Annotated in this window: 17 protein-coding genes; 3 read left to right on the forward strand and 14 right to left on the reverse strand. The window is 60.8% G+C overall.

The genetic code is table 11. The annotated features are described in order from the left end of the window. Positions 1-150 precede the first annotated feature (150 nt). The 6 genes from grxD to IB264_RS10875 form a co-directional block, all read right to left on the reverse strand. Positions 151-489: a Grx4 family monothiol glutaredoxin gene (grxD, locus tag IB264_RS10850; RefSeq protein ID WP_025427160.1), complete on the reverse strand. Its 339-nt coding sequence runs from the start codon at positions 487-489 to the stop codon at positions 151-153. Between the two features lie 135 nt (positions 490-624). Then, a complete protein-coding gene (locus IB264_RS10855; RefSeq protein ID WP_025427159.1) occupies positions 625-867 on the reverse strand; it encodes a hypothetical protein in 243 nt (80 codons plus the stop codon). A 7-nt stretch (positions 868-874) separates the two neighbouring features. Then, positions 875-1,108 carry a BolA/IbaG family iron-sulfur metabolism protein gene (locus IB264_RS10860; protein WP_025427158.1) on the reverse strand — a complete coding sequence of 78 codons (234 nt, stop codon included), beginning with the start codon at positions 1,106-1,108 and terminating at the stop codon, positions 875-877. A 19-nt stretch (positions 1,109-1,127) separates the two neighbouring features. Beyond that, positions 1,128-3,368 (reverse strand): phosphoribosylformylglycinamidine synthase subunit PurL, encoded by a 2,241-nt coding sequence (gene purL / locus IB264_RS10865; protein WP_025427157.1) that lies wholly within the window; start codon positions 3,366-3,368, stop codon positions 1,128-1,130. Between the two features lie 196 nt (positions 3,369-3,564). Continuing rightward, a complete protein-coding gene (locus IB264_RS35580; RefSeq protein ID WP_081788856.1) occupies positions 3,565-3,798 on the reverse strand; it encodes an acyloxyacyl hydrolase in 234 nt (77 codons plus the stop codon). Positions 3,799-3,853: 55 nt separating this feature from the next. Further along, a complete protein-coding gene (locus tag IB264_RS10875; protein ID WP_025427156.1) occupies positions 3,854-5,272 on the reverse strand; it encodes a PLP-dependent aminotransferase family protein in 1,419 nt (472 codons plus the stop codon). Between the two features lie 31 nt (positions 5,273-5,303). On the opposite strand from IB264_RS10875, the gene IB264_RS10880 reads away from it, so the two are divergent. Then, complete coding sequence (locus IB264_RS10880; protein WP_038576122.1) at positions 5,304-5,609, forward strand: DUF1127 domain-containing protein; 306 nt, start codon at positions 5,304-5,306, stop codon at positions 5,607-5,609. Positions 5,610-5,749: 140 nt separating this feature from the next. On the opposite strand, the gene IB264_RS10885 is transcribed toward IB264_RS10880, so the two are convergent. The 4 genes from IB264_RS10885 to purC all read right to left on the reverse strand — a co-directional run bounded on the left by IB264_RS10885 (position 5,750) and on the right by purC (position 8,193). Further along, entirely contained in the window at positions 5,750-6,157 is a 408-nt protein-coding gene (locus tag IB264_RS10885; protein WP_025427154.1) for a hypothetical protein, read from the reverse strand. A gap of 55 nt (positions 6,158-6,212) precedes the next feature. Then, the gene (gene purQ / locus IB264_RS10890) at positions 6,213-6,884 is read right to left on the reverse strand and encodes a phosphoribosylformylglycinamidine synthase subunit PurQ (protein ID WP_025427153.1); all 672 of its coding nucleotides are present in this window, start codon (positions 6,882-6,884) and stop codon (positions 6,213-6,215) included. A 269-nt stretch (positions 6,885-7,153) separates the two neighbouring features. Then, on the reverse strand, positions 7,154-7,396 hold the full coding sequence (gene purS / locus IB264_RS10895; RefSeq protein WP_025427152.1) for a phosphoribosylformylglycinamidine synthase subunit PurS: 243 nt from the start codon (positions 7,394-7,396) through the stop codon (positions 7,154-7,156). Between the two features lie 32 nt (positions 7,397-7,428). Next, entirely contained in the window at positions 7,429-8,193 is a 765-nt protein-coding gene (gene purC / locus IB264_RS10900; RefSeq protein WP_025427151.1) for a phosphoribosylaminoimidazolesuccinocarboxamide synthase, read from the reverse strand. A gap of 335 nt (positions 8,194-8,528) precedes the next feature. On the opposite strand from purC, the gene IB264_RS10905 reads away from it, so the two are divergent. Beyond that, complete coding sequence (locus IB264_RS10905) at positions 8,529-8,843, forward strand: ATPase inhibitor subunit zeta (protein WP_025427150.1); 315 nt, start codon at positions 8,529-8,531, stop codon at positions 8,841-8,843. Between the two features lie 57 nt (positions 8,844-8,900). Here IB264_RS10905 and IB264_RS10910 read toward each other — a convergent pair whose 3' ends face one another. Then, complete coding sequence (locus tag IB264_RS10910; RefSeq protein ID WP_051509167.1) at positions 8,901-11,453, reverse strand: EAL domain-containing protein; 2,553 nt, start codon at positions 11,451-11,453, stop codon at positions 8,901-8,903. A 91-nt stretch (positions 11,454-11,544) separates the two neighbouring features. Further along, complete coding sequence (locus tag IB264_RS10915; protein ID WP_025427148.1) at positions 11,545-12,099, reverse strand: alpha/beta hydrolase; 555 nt, start codon at positions 12,097-12,099, stop codon at positions 11,545-11,547. A 161-nt stretch (positions 12,100-12,260) separates the two neighbouring features. Between IB264_RS10915 and IB264_RS10920 the strand changes: the two genes are divergently transcribed. Then, complete coding sequence (locus tag IB264_RS10920; RefSeq protein WP_025427147.1) at positions 12,261-13,079, forward strand: DUF2189 domain-containing protein; 819 nt, start codon at positions 12,261-12,263, stop codon at positions 13,077-13,079. Positions 13,080-13,137: 58 nt separating this feature from the next. On the opposite strand, the gene IB264_RS10925 is transcribed toward IB264_RS10920, so the two are convergent. Continuing rightward, entirely contained in the window at positions 13,138-13,443 is a 306-nt protein-coding gene (locus IB264_RS10925) for a PilZ domain-containing protein (RefSeq protein ID WP_025427146.1), read from the reverse strand. Between the two features lie 229 nt (positions 13,444-13,672). Beyond that, positions 13,673-14,974, reverse strand: coding sequence for an adenylosuccinate lyase (gene purB / locus IB264_RS10930; RefSeq protein ID WP_025427145.1), 1,302 nt, complete (start codon positions 14,972-14,974; stop codon positions 13,673-13,675). Positions 14,975-14,982: the final 8 nt, after the last annotated feature.

Genomic DNA, 14,982 nt, shown 5'->3' on the forward strand with positions numbered 1-14,982 from the left:
ATGCCGCTTTATCGCGACCACTTCATGACAGAGCGTGAGTGTGCTCCGCCTAGTAAAGAACAACGAAAATTAGACGATCCGGATTTAATTCCGGAATCAAAAAAGGCGGTCACCCGCCTTTTCCGACCAGATCGGAGTTGGCGGCCTGACTTAGGCAGCGGCGCCCTTGACCGAGATTCCCTGTTCCTGCAGGTGCGACTGGAGCTCGCCAGCCTGGAACATTTCGCGGACGATGTCGCAACCGCCGACGAATTCACCCTTCACGTAAAGCTGTGGGATGGTCGGCCAGCTCGAATAGTCCTTGATGCCCTGACGCAGGTCCGCGTCGGCAAGGACATTGATGCCCTTGTAGTCGACGCCGATGTAATCGAGAATCTGGACCACCTGGCCGGAGAACCCACACTGTGGGAACTGCGGCGTACCCTTCATGAAGAGCACCACGTCGTTGGTCTTGACTTCGTTCGCGATGAATTCGTGAATTCCGCTCATCTTTTCATCCTTCCTGCGCCCGGTTTCAAGGACCGGATATCGATTGGGCCTTAGATAGCATGCATATCGGTGATTTTCATCACCCAAGTGCAACAAATATTGATGGGCCTCAAGATGTGGTTTTAATACAACTGCTCAGGCCGAACGGCGACGGGTCTTGCTGCGTGCGCTGGCGGTTCGCCGCCGGCTCACCTGTTTCTTGGCCGGCTTTCCGATGGCGGCTTCCAGGATATCCCCTAGAATGCCACCCGTCGCCGCCTTGCGCGTCCGGCGCTTGGTCCGCTTCGTCGCGGTCCGCTTGACGCCGGTCTTCTTCAGGATTTCCTTCAGCGCGCTGTCGACAACGCCACTGACCAGTTCCTTGATCAGGTCGGCCATTCCAGCCTTACTCCGGCGCGCTGGTCTGAAGGGCAAGGGCGTGCAGAACGCCGCCCATGTTGCCCTTCAATGCGTTGTAGACCATCTGGTGCTGCTGCACGCGGGTCTTTCCGCGAAAGACTTCGGCCACGACTTCGGCGGCATAGTGGTCGCCGTCACCGGCCAAATCGCGGATCGTGACCTTGGCGCCGGGAATTCCTGCCTTGATCATGTCTTCGATGTCGCCTGGTGCCATGGGCATGATATGCCAACTCCCTTTATTATTCTGCGGCAGCAGCAGCGTTGCTGGAGCCGTCCATAAAGTCAGGGAACCACGATTCATGGGCCGAGCGCAATTGCTGAATTGCGACGGCGCGCGCTGCACCGAGCTTGACGGCATCGCCGCCGGTCTTGCCGATTTCCGGCAGGGCAACGCCTGCCTTTTCCGCACGGGCGCGAACGGCAGCGACGTTACCGGCCGCAACCGTCAGCACGTAGCGTCCCTGGTCTTCGCCATAGAAAACAGCAATCGGATCATGACCTTCGACCACATCCACGGTCGCGCCGATATCCGAAGCCATCGCCATTTCGGCAACGGCGAGAGCCAGGCCGCCGGACGAGCAGTCATGAACTGATGTCGCCAGACCGTCGACGATCAGCCCACGGACGAAGTCACCGACCTTGCGCTCATGTGCGAGGTCGACATGCGGCGCCGGACCGTCAGTGCGGCCATGGACGTCGCGCATGTAGACCGACTGGGCGATGTGCGAACCGAGGCCTTCCGGCGCGCCGGCAAGCAGGATCGTTTCGCCGGCAGCGGCAAACCGGATGCGCGCCATCTTCGACCAGTCCTTGATCAGGCCGACGCCGCCGATGGTGGGGGTCGGCAGGATTCCCTGGCCGTTGGTCTCGTTGTAGAGCGAGACGTTGCCGGAAACGATCGGGAAATCAAGCGCGGTGCAGGCCTCACCGATGCCCTTGATGGCATGGACCAGCTGGCTCATGATCTCAGGACGTTCCGGGTTGCCGAAATTGAGATTGTCGGTTGCTGCCAGCGGCAGCGCGCCGGTTGCCGTCAGGTTGCGCCAGCATTCGGCAACCGCCTGTTTGCCGCCTTCGAACGGATCCGCCTCGACATAACGCGGCGTCACGTCGGAGGAGAAGGCCAGCGCCTTGCTCTGGTGACCCTCGACGCGCACAACGCCGGCGTCGCCGCCCGGCAGCTGCAGCGAGTTGCCCTGGATCAGCGTGTCGTATTGTTCGTAGACCCAGCGGCGCGAGGAATTGTTGGCCGAACCGACCAATTGCACGAGCGCATCAGCAACGTCCGTCTGCGGGATGTCGTTGGTCGCAAGCGCGGTCGGGACCTTGGCCGGGGTCCAGGGACGGTCGTATTCCGGCGCTTCGTCGCCCAGTTCCTTGATCGGCAGGTTCGCCACTTCTTCGCCCTGATGCAGAATGCGGAAACGCAGGTCGTCCGTGGTCTTGCCGACGATCGCGAAATCGAGGCCCCACTTGACGAAGATCGCCTTGGCGACTTCTTCCTTGGCCGGCTCAAGCACCATGAGCATGCGCTCCTGGCTTTCCGAAAGCATCATTTCGTAAGCGGTCATGCGCTCTTCGCGCACCGGCACGGTGTCGAGGTTAAGCTCGATGCCGAGGTCGCCCTTGGCGCCCATTTCGACGGCCGAGCAGGTGAGGCCGGCTGCACCCATGTCCTGGATGGCGATGACGGCACCCGTCTGCATCAGCTCGAGGCAGGCTTCGAGCAGGCACTTTTCGGTGAAGGGGTCGCCGACCTGCACGGTCGGGCGCTTTTCCTCGATCGATTCGTCGAACTCGGCCGAGGCCATGGTCGCGCCGCCGACGCCGTCACGGCCGGTCTTGGCGCCGAGATAGACGACCGGGAGGCCGACGCCTTCGGCCTTGGAGTAGAAGATCGCATCGCTTTTGGCGAGACCGGCGGCAAAGGCGTTGACGAGGATGTTGCCGTTATAGCGGGCATCGAACTCGACTTCGCCGCCGACGGTCGGAACACCGAAGGAATTGCCGTAGCCGCCGACGCCGGCAACGACGCCGGAAACGAGGTGGCGGGTCTTCGGGTGATCCGGCGAGCCGAAGCGCAGGGCGTTCATCGCCGCAACCGGACGGGCGCCCATGGTGAAGACGTCGCGCAGGATGCCGCCGACGCCGGTCGCAGCACCCTGGTAGGGCTCGATATAGGACGGATGGTTGTGGCTCTCCATCTTGAAGACGACGCAGTCGCCATCATCGATGTCGACGACGCCGGCGTTTTCACCCGGACCCTGGATGACGCGCGGGCCCTTGGTCGGCAGCGTGCGAAGCCACTTCTTGGAAGACTTGTAGGAGCAGTGCTCGTTCCACATCGCCGAAAAAATGCCGAGCTCGGTAAAGGTCGGCTCGCGTCCGATCAGGCCGAGAATGCGCTCGTATTCGTCGGGCTTGAGCCCGTGCGAGGCGATGAGTTCCGGGGTGATGGGGCGGGTGTTGGAAATCGTCATCGTCGACCGTCAAATCCTTCGGGCGGCGCGCAATCCTTCCACGGGATATGGCGCGTGCGAACCGCAACAGACACAGGGGGCGCTTTGCCGCTTCTTTAGCGTATGCTGCGGCGCGGCGCGACAGAAAAATACGGGCGATCAACAACGGTTGCCGCCCTTTTTGATGCCCTCACGCGCCTCAGGTGGTGCCGACCTGTCAGAACTTGTAGCCGAGTGCGAGATCGGCACGGGTCGAGCCATCGTTGGGGCCGCCGCAAAGTTCGGCATGCGAGGCATGCGCCACCGTTGCCGACAGGTTCCAATGCTCGTTTAATCTGAATCCGGCTGCGGCATATTCGCAGGCGCTGTCGAAAGCAAACTGACGAGAACAAGCGACGATGTCGCGAGGCGGTGGGATGAACGAAGAAAAAGCAATGCTGGCATGCCGAATTGTTGAGGCGAATCGATCTACACAAGACTGCTAAAACATACGGGACACCGGGTTATCAGTCGAAACTGTCGTAACCCACTCGTCCGCTGTCGAGCAACCGCCGCAAAGTCTGGAAGCCGTTGCGCACTTCGGCACGGTCGGCCGGTGAGGAAAAGCCGATACGGATACGGTGAAAGACGCGGTCCGCCCGGCCGGCCTTGAATTCGTCCTCGTCGTCGACGAGCACGCCTTCCTGCAGTGCAGCCTGCTTGAATGTGCCGGAAAGCCACGGTTCCGGCAGCTTCATCCAGAGGAAGGGAACGCACGGATGCGAGCTGAACTCGATGCCATCGAACACTTCGCGGGCAATCGCCTCGCGCGCCCGGATCTCTTCGATACCCTTGCCGCGCAGAATAGTGGCCGCTCCGGAAAGCACCAGCCGCGAACACAGCTCCGCCAGGATGAACGGCAGGCCGCCACTGACCATCTTGTGGGCAATGCGAATGCGCTGGCTGAAATGGGGAGGGCAGGCAACCCAGCCGCCGCGCACACCGGCAGCAACAGACTTTGAAAGACCACCAACCAGGAAGGTCCGCTCAGGTGCAAGCTCCGCTAAAGGCGGCGTCGGATCGCCGGTCATGGCGCCGTAGAGATCGTCCTCCACCAGCCAGACACCGTACTTGCGGGCGATATCGGCAATCGCCTGACGCCGGGCGAGCGGCATGACGGCAACGGTCGGATTCTGCGCGCTTGGCATAAGGAAGGCGAGCTTGGGATGCTGCTGCGCGCAGACCCGCTCGAAATCCTCGGGAATCAGGCCGAATTCATCCGATTCCATCAGGGTCGTGCGGCGCCCGATCAAGCCGGCGCTGCGGCTGACCTGGGAATAGGTCAAGGTCTCGAAGGCGATACGATCGCCGGGCGAGGTGACTGCCGCGATCACGGCAATGACAGCCGCGTGCGCTCCGAGCGTCGGCACGATCGTTTCAGGCGAGGGACGAAAGCCGCCGCGCGCCAGCCATTGGCATCCGGCCTCAAACCAGTGATCCGGGAAATTGCGCGCGTAGCTGGCAATGTCGGCGTGGTGATCGCGGCTGATCTCGCTCAAGAGCTCACTCAGGACAAAGCCCTGGCCGATGTCCGGCGCCGCGGTGCTGTCGAAGCGCAATTTGCCGGCGGGTGCAATCAGCGGCCGGGTGCCGGCCAAGGATGTGGTCAGCGGATCGGCCTGCTCGGGCGGGCGGCTTTCCTGGTGATCGAGAACATAGGTTCCGCGCCCGACCTCGCCGCTGACGAGGCCGCGTTCGCGCACGATATTGTAGGCGCGTCCAATGGTACCAATGGTGACACCAATGTCATAGGCGAGATTGCGCTGCGGCGGCAATTTTGCGCCGACGGGCAGGGCGCCTTCGCCAATTGCCTGTTCGATCTGGTCGGCGATCCGCGCATAAAGCGGACCATGACCCTGCTGAATGTCCGGGAGCCAATTTGTCATAGTGACAATTACCTAGATTACACAGCGAAATATGTCAATTATCACCAATGCAATGATAGCAATCGATGCATTGGAGCCTACAATGAGTACAATTGATACAATTTGCTCGGCAGTCGTGAAAAAGGCCCCTCGCGCGCGTCGCAAGATCGGGTTTGATGTCGAAATCTCGGGGAGTGCTAAGAACGCGCTTCAACGTCTCTGGCGGCTCTATTGTTTCCTGGCCGCCAAGAGACGCAGCCGGTTAGCTCTCGAAGAGATGAGCGATTGGCAACTGATCGATATCGGGGTCTGCGAGAAGGATGCCCGGCGGGAATCGTCCGTGGCGTTCTGGCGTTAACGGGCATCACACAAAGCGTGCGGTGGTTTTGCGATAGCGGCATGCGAACAAAGCGCCGTATGCCCTAGAGATTGCGACGCGCATCAGCGAACGCTGAGGGCACCAGCCAACAGCGTCCGAACTCTCAACCGGTGCCTGGATTAATTGCAGCCCTGGCCGCCAGCGGCCCAACGCCGGATATCTGCACTCATGCGGGTGGCGACCGGTTCGCTCATGAGCGGTCCGAACGCCTGCAACCGCGCCGGCTGGCCTTCCGCCTGGATGACGGCAAGCGGCCGTGCTTCCGGCGACTTGCGCGGCACGATCAGGATGCGGGGACGTCCGGAGAAGGAATTGAGTTCAGGGGCAAGCCGGTAGTTCTTGAAGGCAGCATCGCCCGATTTGAACCAGCAGCTGTTGGCGCCGAGCGCCACGCGTTCCATTGTCGGCAGGGCTGCCGAGCTTGCCGTCGGCGCCGGCGGGCGCGATGTTTGGCAGGACGCCAGAAGCGTCAGGGCGAACGCCGCGCAAGCAGGGCCGGTCAGGCGTCTAGAAAACATGGAAGGCATCGACGGTCTCGCTTGCGTTACGGGGATGGTCGGATGCCTTCTATCAGCGCGACGGTTAAGCGGCGATTACTTCGAGAGCCGAAGCGAAGATGCCGCGACCATCGGCGCCGCCATGAGCCGCCTCGATCAGGTTTTCCGGATGCGGCATCATGCCGAGCACGTTGCCGGCCGTGTTCATCACGCCGGCAATATCGCCCATCGAGCCATTCGGATTGGTGCCTTCGGCGTAGCGGAACACGACCTGGCCGTTGCCTTCGATCGTCTTCAGGGTCTCCGCGTCGGCGAAGTAGTTGCCGTCGTGGTGCGCAACCGGGCTGCGGATGATCTGTCCCTTGGAATAGGCGCGGGTAAAGTCGGTGTCGGCGTTGACGACTTCGAGCTTGACCTCGCGGCAGACGAACTTGAGCGATGCGTTGCGCATCAGCGCGCCCGGGAGCAGACCGGCCTCGACCAGGATCTGGAAACCGTTGCAGACGCCGAGGACCTTCACGCCCTTTTCGGCCTTCGCCTTGATCGCCTGCATGACCGGCATGCGCGCGGCAATCGCGCCGCAGCGCAGATAGTCACCGTAGGAGAAACCGCCGGGGATGACGATCAGGTCGACATCAGGGATCTCCGTTTCGGTCTGCCAGACGGTTACGGGCGCCTTGCCGGAGATCTTGGTGAGGGCAGCGATCATGTCGCGATCGCGGTTGAGGCCTGGAAGCTGGACGACGGCTGACTTCATGGTGCGGTTCAAACCCTGCCTGCGCCTCTTGAAGCTCATGCAATTCGAGGCGGTTTCCGATGCGGCCGAAGCGCAATTTGACGCGCTCGGGCCGATATTGGATGCACTGCGCATCCTGCTATTTCGAAACCATCGAGCCGCGGACAGTATGCCCCTTCGATGTCGTTTCGGCTGATCTGCGTGAGGATGGCCCATGTCAGATGGGCCTCCTCATTATTTCCAGATCACGCCGGCCTTCACGTCAGGCCATCCGCGGCACTCCGCCGCCATCAGGCGAGGGAGATGGTGTAGTTTTCAATCACTGTGTTGGCGAGCAGCTTTTCGCACATCGCCTTGAGGTCGGCCTCGGCCTTGGCTTTGTCGCCGGTTTCGATCTGTAGATCGAAGACCTTGCCCTGGCGGACCTGGCCGATGCCGTCGAAGCCGAGTGCGCCGAGCGCACCTTCAATTGCCTTGCCCTGCGGATCGAGAACGCCATTCTTCAGCGTCACGGTTACACGTGCCTTGATCACTTTCACTTTCCCCGAACTAACTTGACCAGAAATTACTTGACCAGAACGGGGCCGGTGCCGCGCACAGGCTCGTTCTCGTTCATGATGCCGAGACGGCGAGCCACTTCCTGATAGGCCTCGACCAGCCCGCCCAAATCACGGCGGAAGCGGTCCTTGTCGAGCTTTTCCTTGGTCTCGATGTCCCACAGACGGCAGCTATCCGGCGAAATCTCGTCCGCCAGGATGATGCGCATCATGTCGCCTTCGAACAGGCGGCCACACTCGATCTTGAAATCGACGAGCTGGATGCCGACGCCGAGGAACAGGCCGGTCAGGAAGTCGTTGATGCGGATGGCAAGCGCCATGACGTCATCGAGTTCCTGCGGGCTTGCCCAACCGAATGCGGTGATGTGCTCTTCGGAGACCATCGGGTCATCAAGAGCATCGGCCTTGTAGTAGAATTCGATGATCGAGCGGGGGAGGACGGTGCCTTCCTCGATGCCGAGGCGCTTTGCCAGCGAGCCGGCAGCAACGTTGCGCACGACGATCTCAAGGGGGATGATCTCGACTTCCTTGATCAACTGCTCGCGCATGTTCAGGCGGCGAATGAAGTGCGTCGGAATGCCGATACGGTTCAGATGCGTGAAGATATACTCGGAAATCCGGTTGTTCAGCACACCCTTGCCGTCGATGACGTCATGCTTTTTCTTGTTGAAGGCGGTCGCGTCGTCCTTGAAAAACTGGATCAGCGTGCCCGGCTCGGGACCCTCATAGAGGATCTTTGCCTTGCCCTCGTAGATACGGCGGCGACGATTCATGGATATTGTCTCTGTGGTTGTTGGCGCACTTGGGTCGCGCTAGTGGAGTCTTCTCACGGCGTCCATAGCTGAAAAGAACGCGTTTCACAATCGGCGTATCTTCCCTTCCCCTGATTTACCTAAAGCGTGTCGCAACCTTTCAGATTCGCTCCTTGCGCATCCGTTCTTTGGTTTTTCGCATGCCGTTGTCGCAAAACCGCTGCGCACTTTTGCGCGACATGCTTACGGTACCACGAAAGTCACGAAACGAGAAAACTTCGCATTGCACTTTGACCACTGTTTTGGTTTATGGCCATAACTATTTCCGGCATGGAATTCTCACGGGAGATCAATTGATGACGACGATGCAGGATCGCGAAAAGGCCTTCGAAGCAAAGTTTGCGCTGGACGAGGAACTGAGGTTCAAGTCTGAGGCGCGCCGCAACAAGCTTCTTGGTCTCTGGGCTGCCGGCTTGCTCGGCAAGAGCGACCCAGAGGCCTATGCGAAGGAAGTCGTTGTGGCCGATTTCGAAGAGGCCGGCCACGAGGACGTTGTGCGCAAGATCAAGGCCGATTTCGACGCTGCCGGCGTTGCCCAGAGCGAAGAGCAGATCCGTGTGCGCATGCTCGAGCTTCTCGGCGTCGCCATCGAGCAAGTCCAGAGCAGCTGATCTTCGAGGCTATCATACGCCCATGATATCGCCGCTCGGCCTCAGGTCGGGCGGTTTTTATTTGACCGCCTTGTAGCGACGCCCTTTTTCCGGCGGCGCATCCGCGTTCGGTGACAGTTTCCAGCCGCTCTTGATGCGCTGTTCGAAATCGAGGCGGCTCATCGGCTTTGCCAGGGCGTAGCCCTGCAGAATATCACAGCCAAGCTCCCTCAGTATCGCCGCATGCTCCCACGTTTCCACACCTTCGGCCACCACCTTGATATTGAGCGAATGCCCGATGTCGATGATGGCACGAACGAGCTTTGCCTGCTTGGCGCTTTCGTTGATCGGCCCCACCAGCGCCCGGTCGATCTTCAGGCGGGCCGGGTTCAGGTTGAGCAGGCCGATAATCGAGGCATGGCCGGTGCCGAAGTCGTCAATTTCGATCTCGATACCGAGCGTGTTGAGCGCGGCGATCGTCGCGGCAATCTCGTCTTCGAGATCGTCAAGAAAGATGGATTCCAAGAGCTCGAAAGACATGACACCAGGCGGGATGTTCATGGCGCGAAGGTCTGAAATCAGGCTCGGGTCCCGCAGTCTGCGCGAGGAGACATTGACCGAGATCTTGGGGACGGTCAGACCGGCACGCCCCCAGGCCGCAAAATCGGCATAGGCCATCTCGACGATGTTCCTGTCGATCGCGGGCAGGGCGTTGATCTCTTCAGCTACCTTCAGAAAGTGGCTCGGAGGAAGAATTCCGCGTTCCGGGTGGTCCCATCGCACCAGAGTTTCGACGCCGGTGAGCTCCAGCGAGTGGGCGTCGAACTGCGGCTGATAGTAGGGCACGAACTGGCCTTCTTCGATCGCCTGACGGATATCGTCGCCGGTGCGTTTGGCGCTGAGGATCTGGTTCTGGATCTGCTCGGAAAACACCTCGAAGCGATCGCGGCCGAGGCTCTTGGCCCGGTAGAGCGCGATATCTGCATTCATCAGCAGTTGCTTGGGATCCGTCTCGACCTCGCCCCTCCAGGCAATGCCGATGCTGGCCCCGAGCCGGCAAAGCTGGCCGTCATAGGGAATGGGCCGGCGGAAGGCATGGACGATGCGGGCGGCCAGATCTCCAAGCTCGTCCATCCCGCGGCCGCGCCGACAGAGGATCACGAATTCGTCGCCGCCGATGCGGGCGATGAAATCGTCCTGGTCGGCATGAGACCGCAGGATTGCGGCTGCATGGGTCAGCATCGCATCGCCGGCCTGATGCCCGAGCGTGTCGTTGATCTGCTTGAAGCGATCAAGATCGAGGTGGAGGATAGCGTTGAGCGTCGGATCGTCCGCCAGTATCTGGTCGAGATAGCGCCTGTTCGGCAGGTCCGTCAGGTAGTCGTGCAACGCGTTGTATTCGATACGGATGCGCGCTTCCTCAAGCTCGCGGTTGCGGGCCTCGGTTGCGGCCTTGGCCTTGCGCAGTTCCTCCTGCAGCGCGATGTCTTCGGTTACGTCCCAGTTCGCGCCGATCAGTTTGCGGGTGCCATCGCGGTCGACATAGAACGCCGTGTTGGCGCGAATGTGCCGGATTTCTCCATTCGCCAGGACGATGCGGAACGCATTGGTGAAGGGTGCACCCGCGGCGACGCCGTCATTGACGCGGGCGATCGCCTTTTCGCGGTCGTCGGGGTGGAGCATATCTTCCCAACTGCGGCCGCTGGGCGCGCCGGCTTTGGGGTCAAGCCCATAAATACCGAGGATACGTTCGTCCCAAAGCGTCTCCTGGGTTTCAAGGTTATGGTCGAAGACCCCGATCTTCGATACGTCGAGGGCAAGTCTCAGGCGCCGCGAGATTTCCTCCAGCCGCGCCTCGGCCTCCTTGCGCGGCGTAATGTCGGTGTCGGTGCCGATGATGCGAGTGGGCTTGCCGTCCGGCCCATAGGCGACGGATGCGCCGCGGCTTTCGATCCAGACCCAGTGTCCGTCCGCATGGCGTTCGCGGTACTGGAAGGTGTTGTACGTGACCTCTCCAGAATCCTGGCGTCCGATCGAGGCCATGACATGCGCGCGGTCGTCCGGATGCACATTCTCGATCCAGCGATCGAGCGCGCCATCGACCTCGGCGTCATCAGCCAGACCACGCAGGCGCTTCCAGGTGGCGGAATAGAAGAGGTTTCCGGTCGAAAAATCGTGATCCCAGACGCCTTCAAGTGCGCTTTCCAGCGCATACTTCCACCGCGTCTCGTCGTTGCGAAGCCCCGCGATCTCGGCGATCAAGTGGTCGACCGGCAGCATCAGCAGCATGCGACCGTCCGCCATTGCATAGGAGGTGCAGACCACCGAAACGATATCGGCTGCTCCATGCAAGCGGATCGTCTGGGCGGACGCGGAAGATCGCACCGTCCCGGTCGGCCTCAGCAGGTGATGGTCGTCGGGGTGAACAAGGTCACGAAGAGAACGGTTGAGCAACTCTGCCGGCGGAAGACGCAGAAGCTCGCTGGCATAGGGGTTTACCGAAACGATTGACGCTTGTTCATTGAAAACGAGCGCCGCCACCGGCAGCTGGTCCAGCGCCGCTTGCGTCACGATATTCAGCTTCGCCGGCGCGCGGCGTTCGCTCCTGATGGGATCTTTCGGTCCGGTCACGTATCCCACGATCCAGCATTTGTTGCCGGCAGATGATGATCGCGGACCATGAACTTCGGATTAATGCCGAGTCGTCTTATTCGCAGTGCGATCAGGGTTGGAGGCGGCTGAGGAACTGCGCAAAGACCATCGTGCCTTCCGGCCAGGGGCCATGCCCGGACTCGGTGTTGAGGTGGCCGGATTCCCCCGCATCCACCAACAGCGAGCCCCAGGACTTGGCGATTTCGTCGGCATGCTCATAGGAGCCGAACGGATCGTTGCGGCTTGCGATCAACAGCGACGGGAACGGCAGCGGATCGCGGGGATAGGGGCCGAATGTCATGAGATGCTTCGGACGGATCGCGGCATTGGCCACGTCAGGCGGAGCCACCAGGAAGGCGCCGGCGATCTTCTTTTCGATGTGGGGCAGGGCATGGACCGCGGTCGCGACGCCGAGGGAGTGGGCGACGATGACCACCGGCTTTTCAGCGGCATTGACCTCCTCGACCATGCGCGCCACCCAATCCTCGCGCACGGGCTTGGCCCATTCGGCCTGCTCCACGCGGCGGGCGGTGGACATTTTTCTCTCCCAGCGTGACTGCCAATGGTCAGGGCCGGAGTTGGTGTAGCCGGGAACGATGAGGATATGGGCGTCGGAAAGTTTCATAATGGCCGCGATGTGGCGTCGAAAATCGTCGAAGTCAAGGCGTAGGCGACAGAGGCATCATTTTATGTATAATCGACACTGCAGGTCGCGGTCGATGCGGCTCGAGTTTTGCCGTTGTCGCTGGTCCGGGACCGCTCTGTAGTGGTTGAGGAGTGTGAGCCATGACAACATTCCATGTTCTGTCGGGACCGGACGCCAGCGTCGCCCATCCCGGAATAAAAAAGATCGGCCTGGCTGACGTGGTGGACGCGTTGCGCCTCGGGTTCAACGACTTTCGCGAAAAGCCGTCTCACTATGTTTTTCTCTGCTTGATCTACCCCATCGCCGGTGCCGTGCTCATGACGTGGAGCGCGGGCGCCAACATGCTGCCGCTGCTCTATCCGCTCGCGTCCGGCTTTGCCCTTATCGGGCCGGTCGCCGCCATCGGACTCTATGAAATCAGCAGGCGCCGCGAACTTGGCATGGACACGTCCTGGCCTCACGCCTTCCGCCTGCATCGATCTCCGGCACTGCCCTCGATCGTGGCTGTCGCAGCGATGCTATTCGTCATCTTCATTGCCTGGCTCCTGGTGGCACAGGCGCTCTATATCAGGATCTTCGGCGCCGAACCGCCGGCATCGATCGCCGCCTTCTGGAACGGCATCGTCAACACGGAGCAGGGCTGGAACCTGATCCTGGTCGGCAACGCCGTCGGGTTCGTCTTCGCCGCGATCGTGCTGTCGATCAGCGTAGTGTCGTTCCCGTTGCTGATCGATCGTGACGTCGGTGCTGTGGCTGCCGTCGAAACCTCGATACGCGCAACTCTCGTCAATCCCATCCCGGTTGCCTTCTGGGGGCTGATCGTTGCGGCCGGCCTGCTGATCGGGTCGATCCCGGTCTTCGTCGGCCTTGCCGTCATCATGCCGATCCTCGGTCACGCGACATGGCACATGTATCGCAAGATGGTTGAGCCCGGTGCTCGCAGCAGCCGTATGCGATAACGACAAAACGGCCAGCCTCCCGGAGGCTTGCCGCTTCCTCCTGTGAGGATCGTCCGACCTACTTGAAAAATTTGTAGTAGGACGAAATCTGGGCGGCGGTGTTGGACGAAAGATTGAGCTTGATGCCGATCTTGTCACCGCGATACCAGCGGACCATGCCGGTCAGAAATCCGAGTTCTTCGCTGCGGATCGTCACTTCCTGTCCGGTGCGTGCATTGATGTCGAAATAGAGCTGAAAGCAGATGCCTTCTGCGGAAAGATCCGTAACGATGCCGTTGCTCGCACCCGTCTTGCAGGTCACCGTTCCGGTAATCTTCGTCTGCGTGCGCGCTGCCGTGCGCTGAACACTGTCCTTGTAGGCCATGTGAACCCTCGATCTGAATTGATCAGCCTCGATCATCTCACGCAAAGATTGAATTCCTCGCTAACAAAAATGCCCGCATTCGAGCAAACTGCATCAAATGCGGGCATAATAGCGCAATACCACAGAAACGTGCTTCGCTCTGACACGAACCGGGCGGCTATCGCGCCCGGCCCTTATTGCTTGCGCATGTCGTTATCGCAAAAGCGCTACGCACTTTTGCGCGGCGGCGTCAGCCAAAGACCCGGCCGAAAATCGTGTCGACGTGCTTGGTGTGGTAGCCGAGATCGAACTTTTCGCGGATGTCGGCTTCCGACAGGGCCGCGCGAACCTCCGTGTCGGCAAGCAACTCCTCAAGGAAGTCCTTGCCCTCTTCCCAGACCTTCATCGCATTGCGCTGAACGAGGCGATAGGCGTCCTCACGCGAAACACCGGCCTGCGTCAGAGCGAGCAGGACACGCTGCGAGTGAACGAGACCGCGGAACTTGTTCATGTTCTTGGTCATGTTGTCGGGATAGACGAGCAACTTGTCGATCACGTTGGTCAGGCGGGCAAGCGCGAAGTCGAGCGTCACCGTCGCATCAGGGCCGATCATGCGCTCGACCGAGGAATGCGAGATATCGCGCTCGTGCCAGAGGGCTACGTTCTCCATCGCCGGAATGGCGAAGGCGCGAACCATGCGGGCAAGACCCGTGAGGTTCTCCGTCAGCACCGGGTTGCGCTTGTGCGGCATGGCCGACGAGCCCTTCTGTCCCGGCGAGAAGTATTCTTCCGCTTCCAGGACTTCGGTGCGCTGTAGGTGGCGGATTTCGGTTGCCAGCCGCTCGATCGACGAGGCGACGACGCCAAGAGTGGCGAAATACATCGCATGGCGGTCGCGCGGAATGACCTGGGTGGAAACCGGCTCCGGCTTCAGGCCAAGCGCCTTGGCGACGTGTTCCTCGACGCGCGGGTCGATATTGGCGAAGGTGCCGACGGCGCCGGAGATGGCGCAGGTCGCGACTTCTTCACGGGCCGCGATAAGGCGCTGCTTGCAGCGATCGAACTCGGCATAGGCAAGCGCCAGCTTGACGCCGAAGGTCGTCGGTTCGGCATGAATGCCGTGCGAGCGGCCGATCGTCACCGTATCCTTGTGCTCAAAGGCGCGGCGCTTCAGTGCTTCGAGCAGCTTGTCGATATCAGCAAGCAAAAGGTCGGTTGCGCGCACGAGCTGTACGTTGAAGCAGGTGTCGAGCACGTCGGAGGATGTCATGCCCTGGTGGATGAAGCGGCTGTCGGGGCCGACGAACTCTGCCAGATGCGTCAGGAACGCGATGACGTCATGCTTGGTGACGGCCTCGATTTCGTCGATCCGGTCGACGTCGAATTTGGCGGCGCCGCCTTTTTCCCAGATCGTCTTTGCGGCATCCTTCGGGATCACGCCGATTTCGGCCAGCGCATCGCAGGCATGGGCCTCGATCTCGAACCAGATGCGGAACTTGGTTTCCGGCGACCAGATGGCCACCATTTCCGGTCGGGAATAACGGGGGATCATGGGCTCTC

The organism is Ensifer sp. ENS11 (genome assembly GCF_014851895.1).
In the GTDB taxonomy this organism is placed as follows: Bacteria; Pseudomonadota; Alphaproteobacteria; order Rhizobiales; family Rhizobiaceae; genus Ensifer; species Ensifer canadensis.

Bases quoted from the DNA above. Each gene is read 5' to 3' on its own strand.
- purQ (WP_025427153.1), bottom strand. From the start codon at position 6,884: ATGAAGTCAGCCGTCGTCCAGCTTCCAGGCCTCAACCGCGATCGCGAC.
- IB264_RS10915 (WP_025427148.1), bottom strand. From the start codon at position 12,099: ATGAAACTTTCCGACGCCCATATCCTCATCGTTCCCGGCTACACCAAC.
- IB264_RS10885 (WP_025427154.1), bottom strand. From the start codon at position 6,157: ATGCCTTCCATGTTTTCTAGACGCCTGACCGGCCCTGCTTGCGCGGCG.
- IB264_RS10925 (WP_025427146.1), bottom strand. From the start codon at position 13,443: ATGGCCTACAAGGACAGTGTTCAGCGCACGGCAGCGCGCACGCAGACG.
- IB264_RS10855 (WP_025427159.1), bottom strand. From the start codon at position 867: ATGGCCGACCTGATCAAGGAACTGGTCAGTGGCGTTGTCGACAGCGCG.
- IB264_RS10860 (WP_025427158.1), bottom strand. From the start codon at position 1,108: ATGCCCATGGCACCAGGCGACATCGAAGACATGATCAAGGCAGGAATT.
- grxD (WP_025427160.1), bottom strand. From the start codon at position 489: ATGAGCGGAATTCACGAATTCATCGCGAACGAAGTCAAGACCAACGAC.
- purB (WP_025427145.1), bottom strand. From the start codon at position 14,974: ATGATCCCCCGTTATTCCCGACCGGAAATGGTGGCCATCTGGTCGCCG.
- IB264_RS10905 (WP_025427150.1), top strand. From the start codon at position 8,529: ATGACGACGATGCAGGATCGCGAAAAGGCCTTCGAAGCAAAGTTTGCG.
- purC (WP_025427151.1), bottom strand. From the start codon at position 8,193: ATGAATCGTCGCCGCCGTATCTACGAGGGCAAGGCAAAGATCCTCTAT.
- IB264_RS10920 (WP_025427147.1), top strand. From the start codon at position 12,261: ATGACAACATTCCATGTTCTGTCGGGACCGGACGCCAGCGTCGCCCAT.
- IB264_RS10875 (WP_025427156.1), bottom strand. From the start codon at position 5,272: ATGACAAATTGGCTCCCGGACATTCAGCAGGGTCATGGTCCGCTTTAT.
- purL (WP_025427157.1), bottom strand. From the start codon at position 3,368: ATGACGATTTCCAACACCCGCCCCATCACCCCGGAACTCATCGCCTCG.
- IB264_RS10880 (WP_038576122.1), top strand. From the start codon at position 5,304: ATGTCAATTATCACCAATGCAATGATAGCAATCGATGCATTGGAGCCT.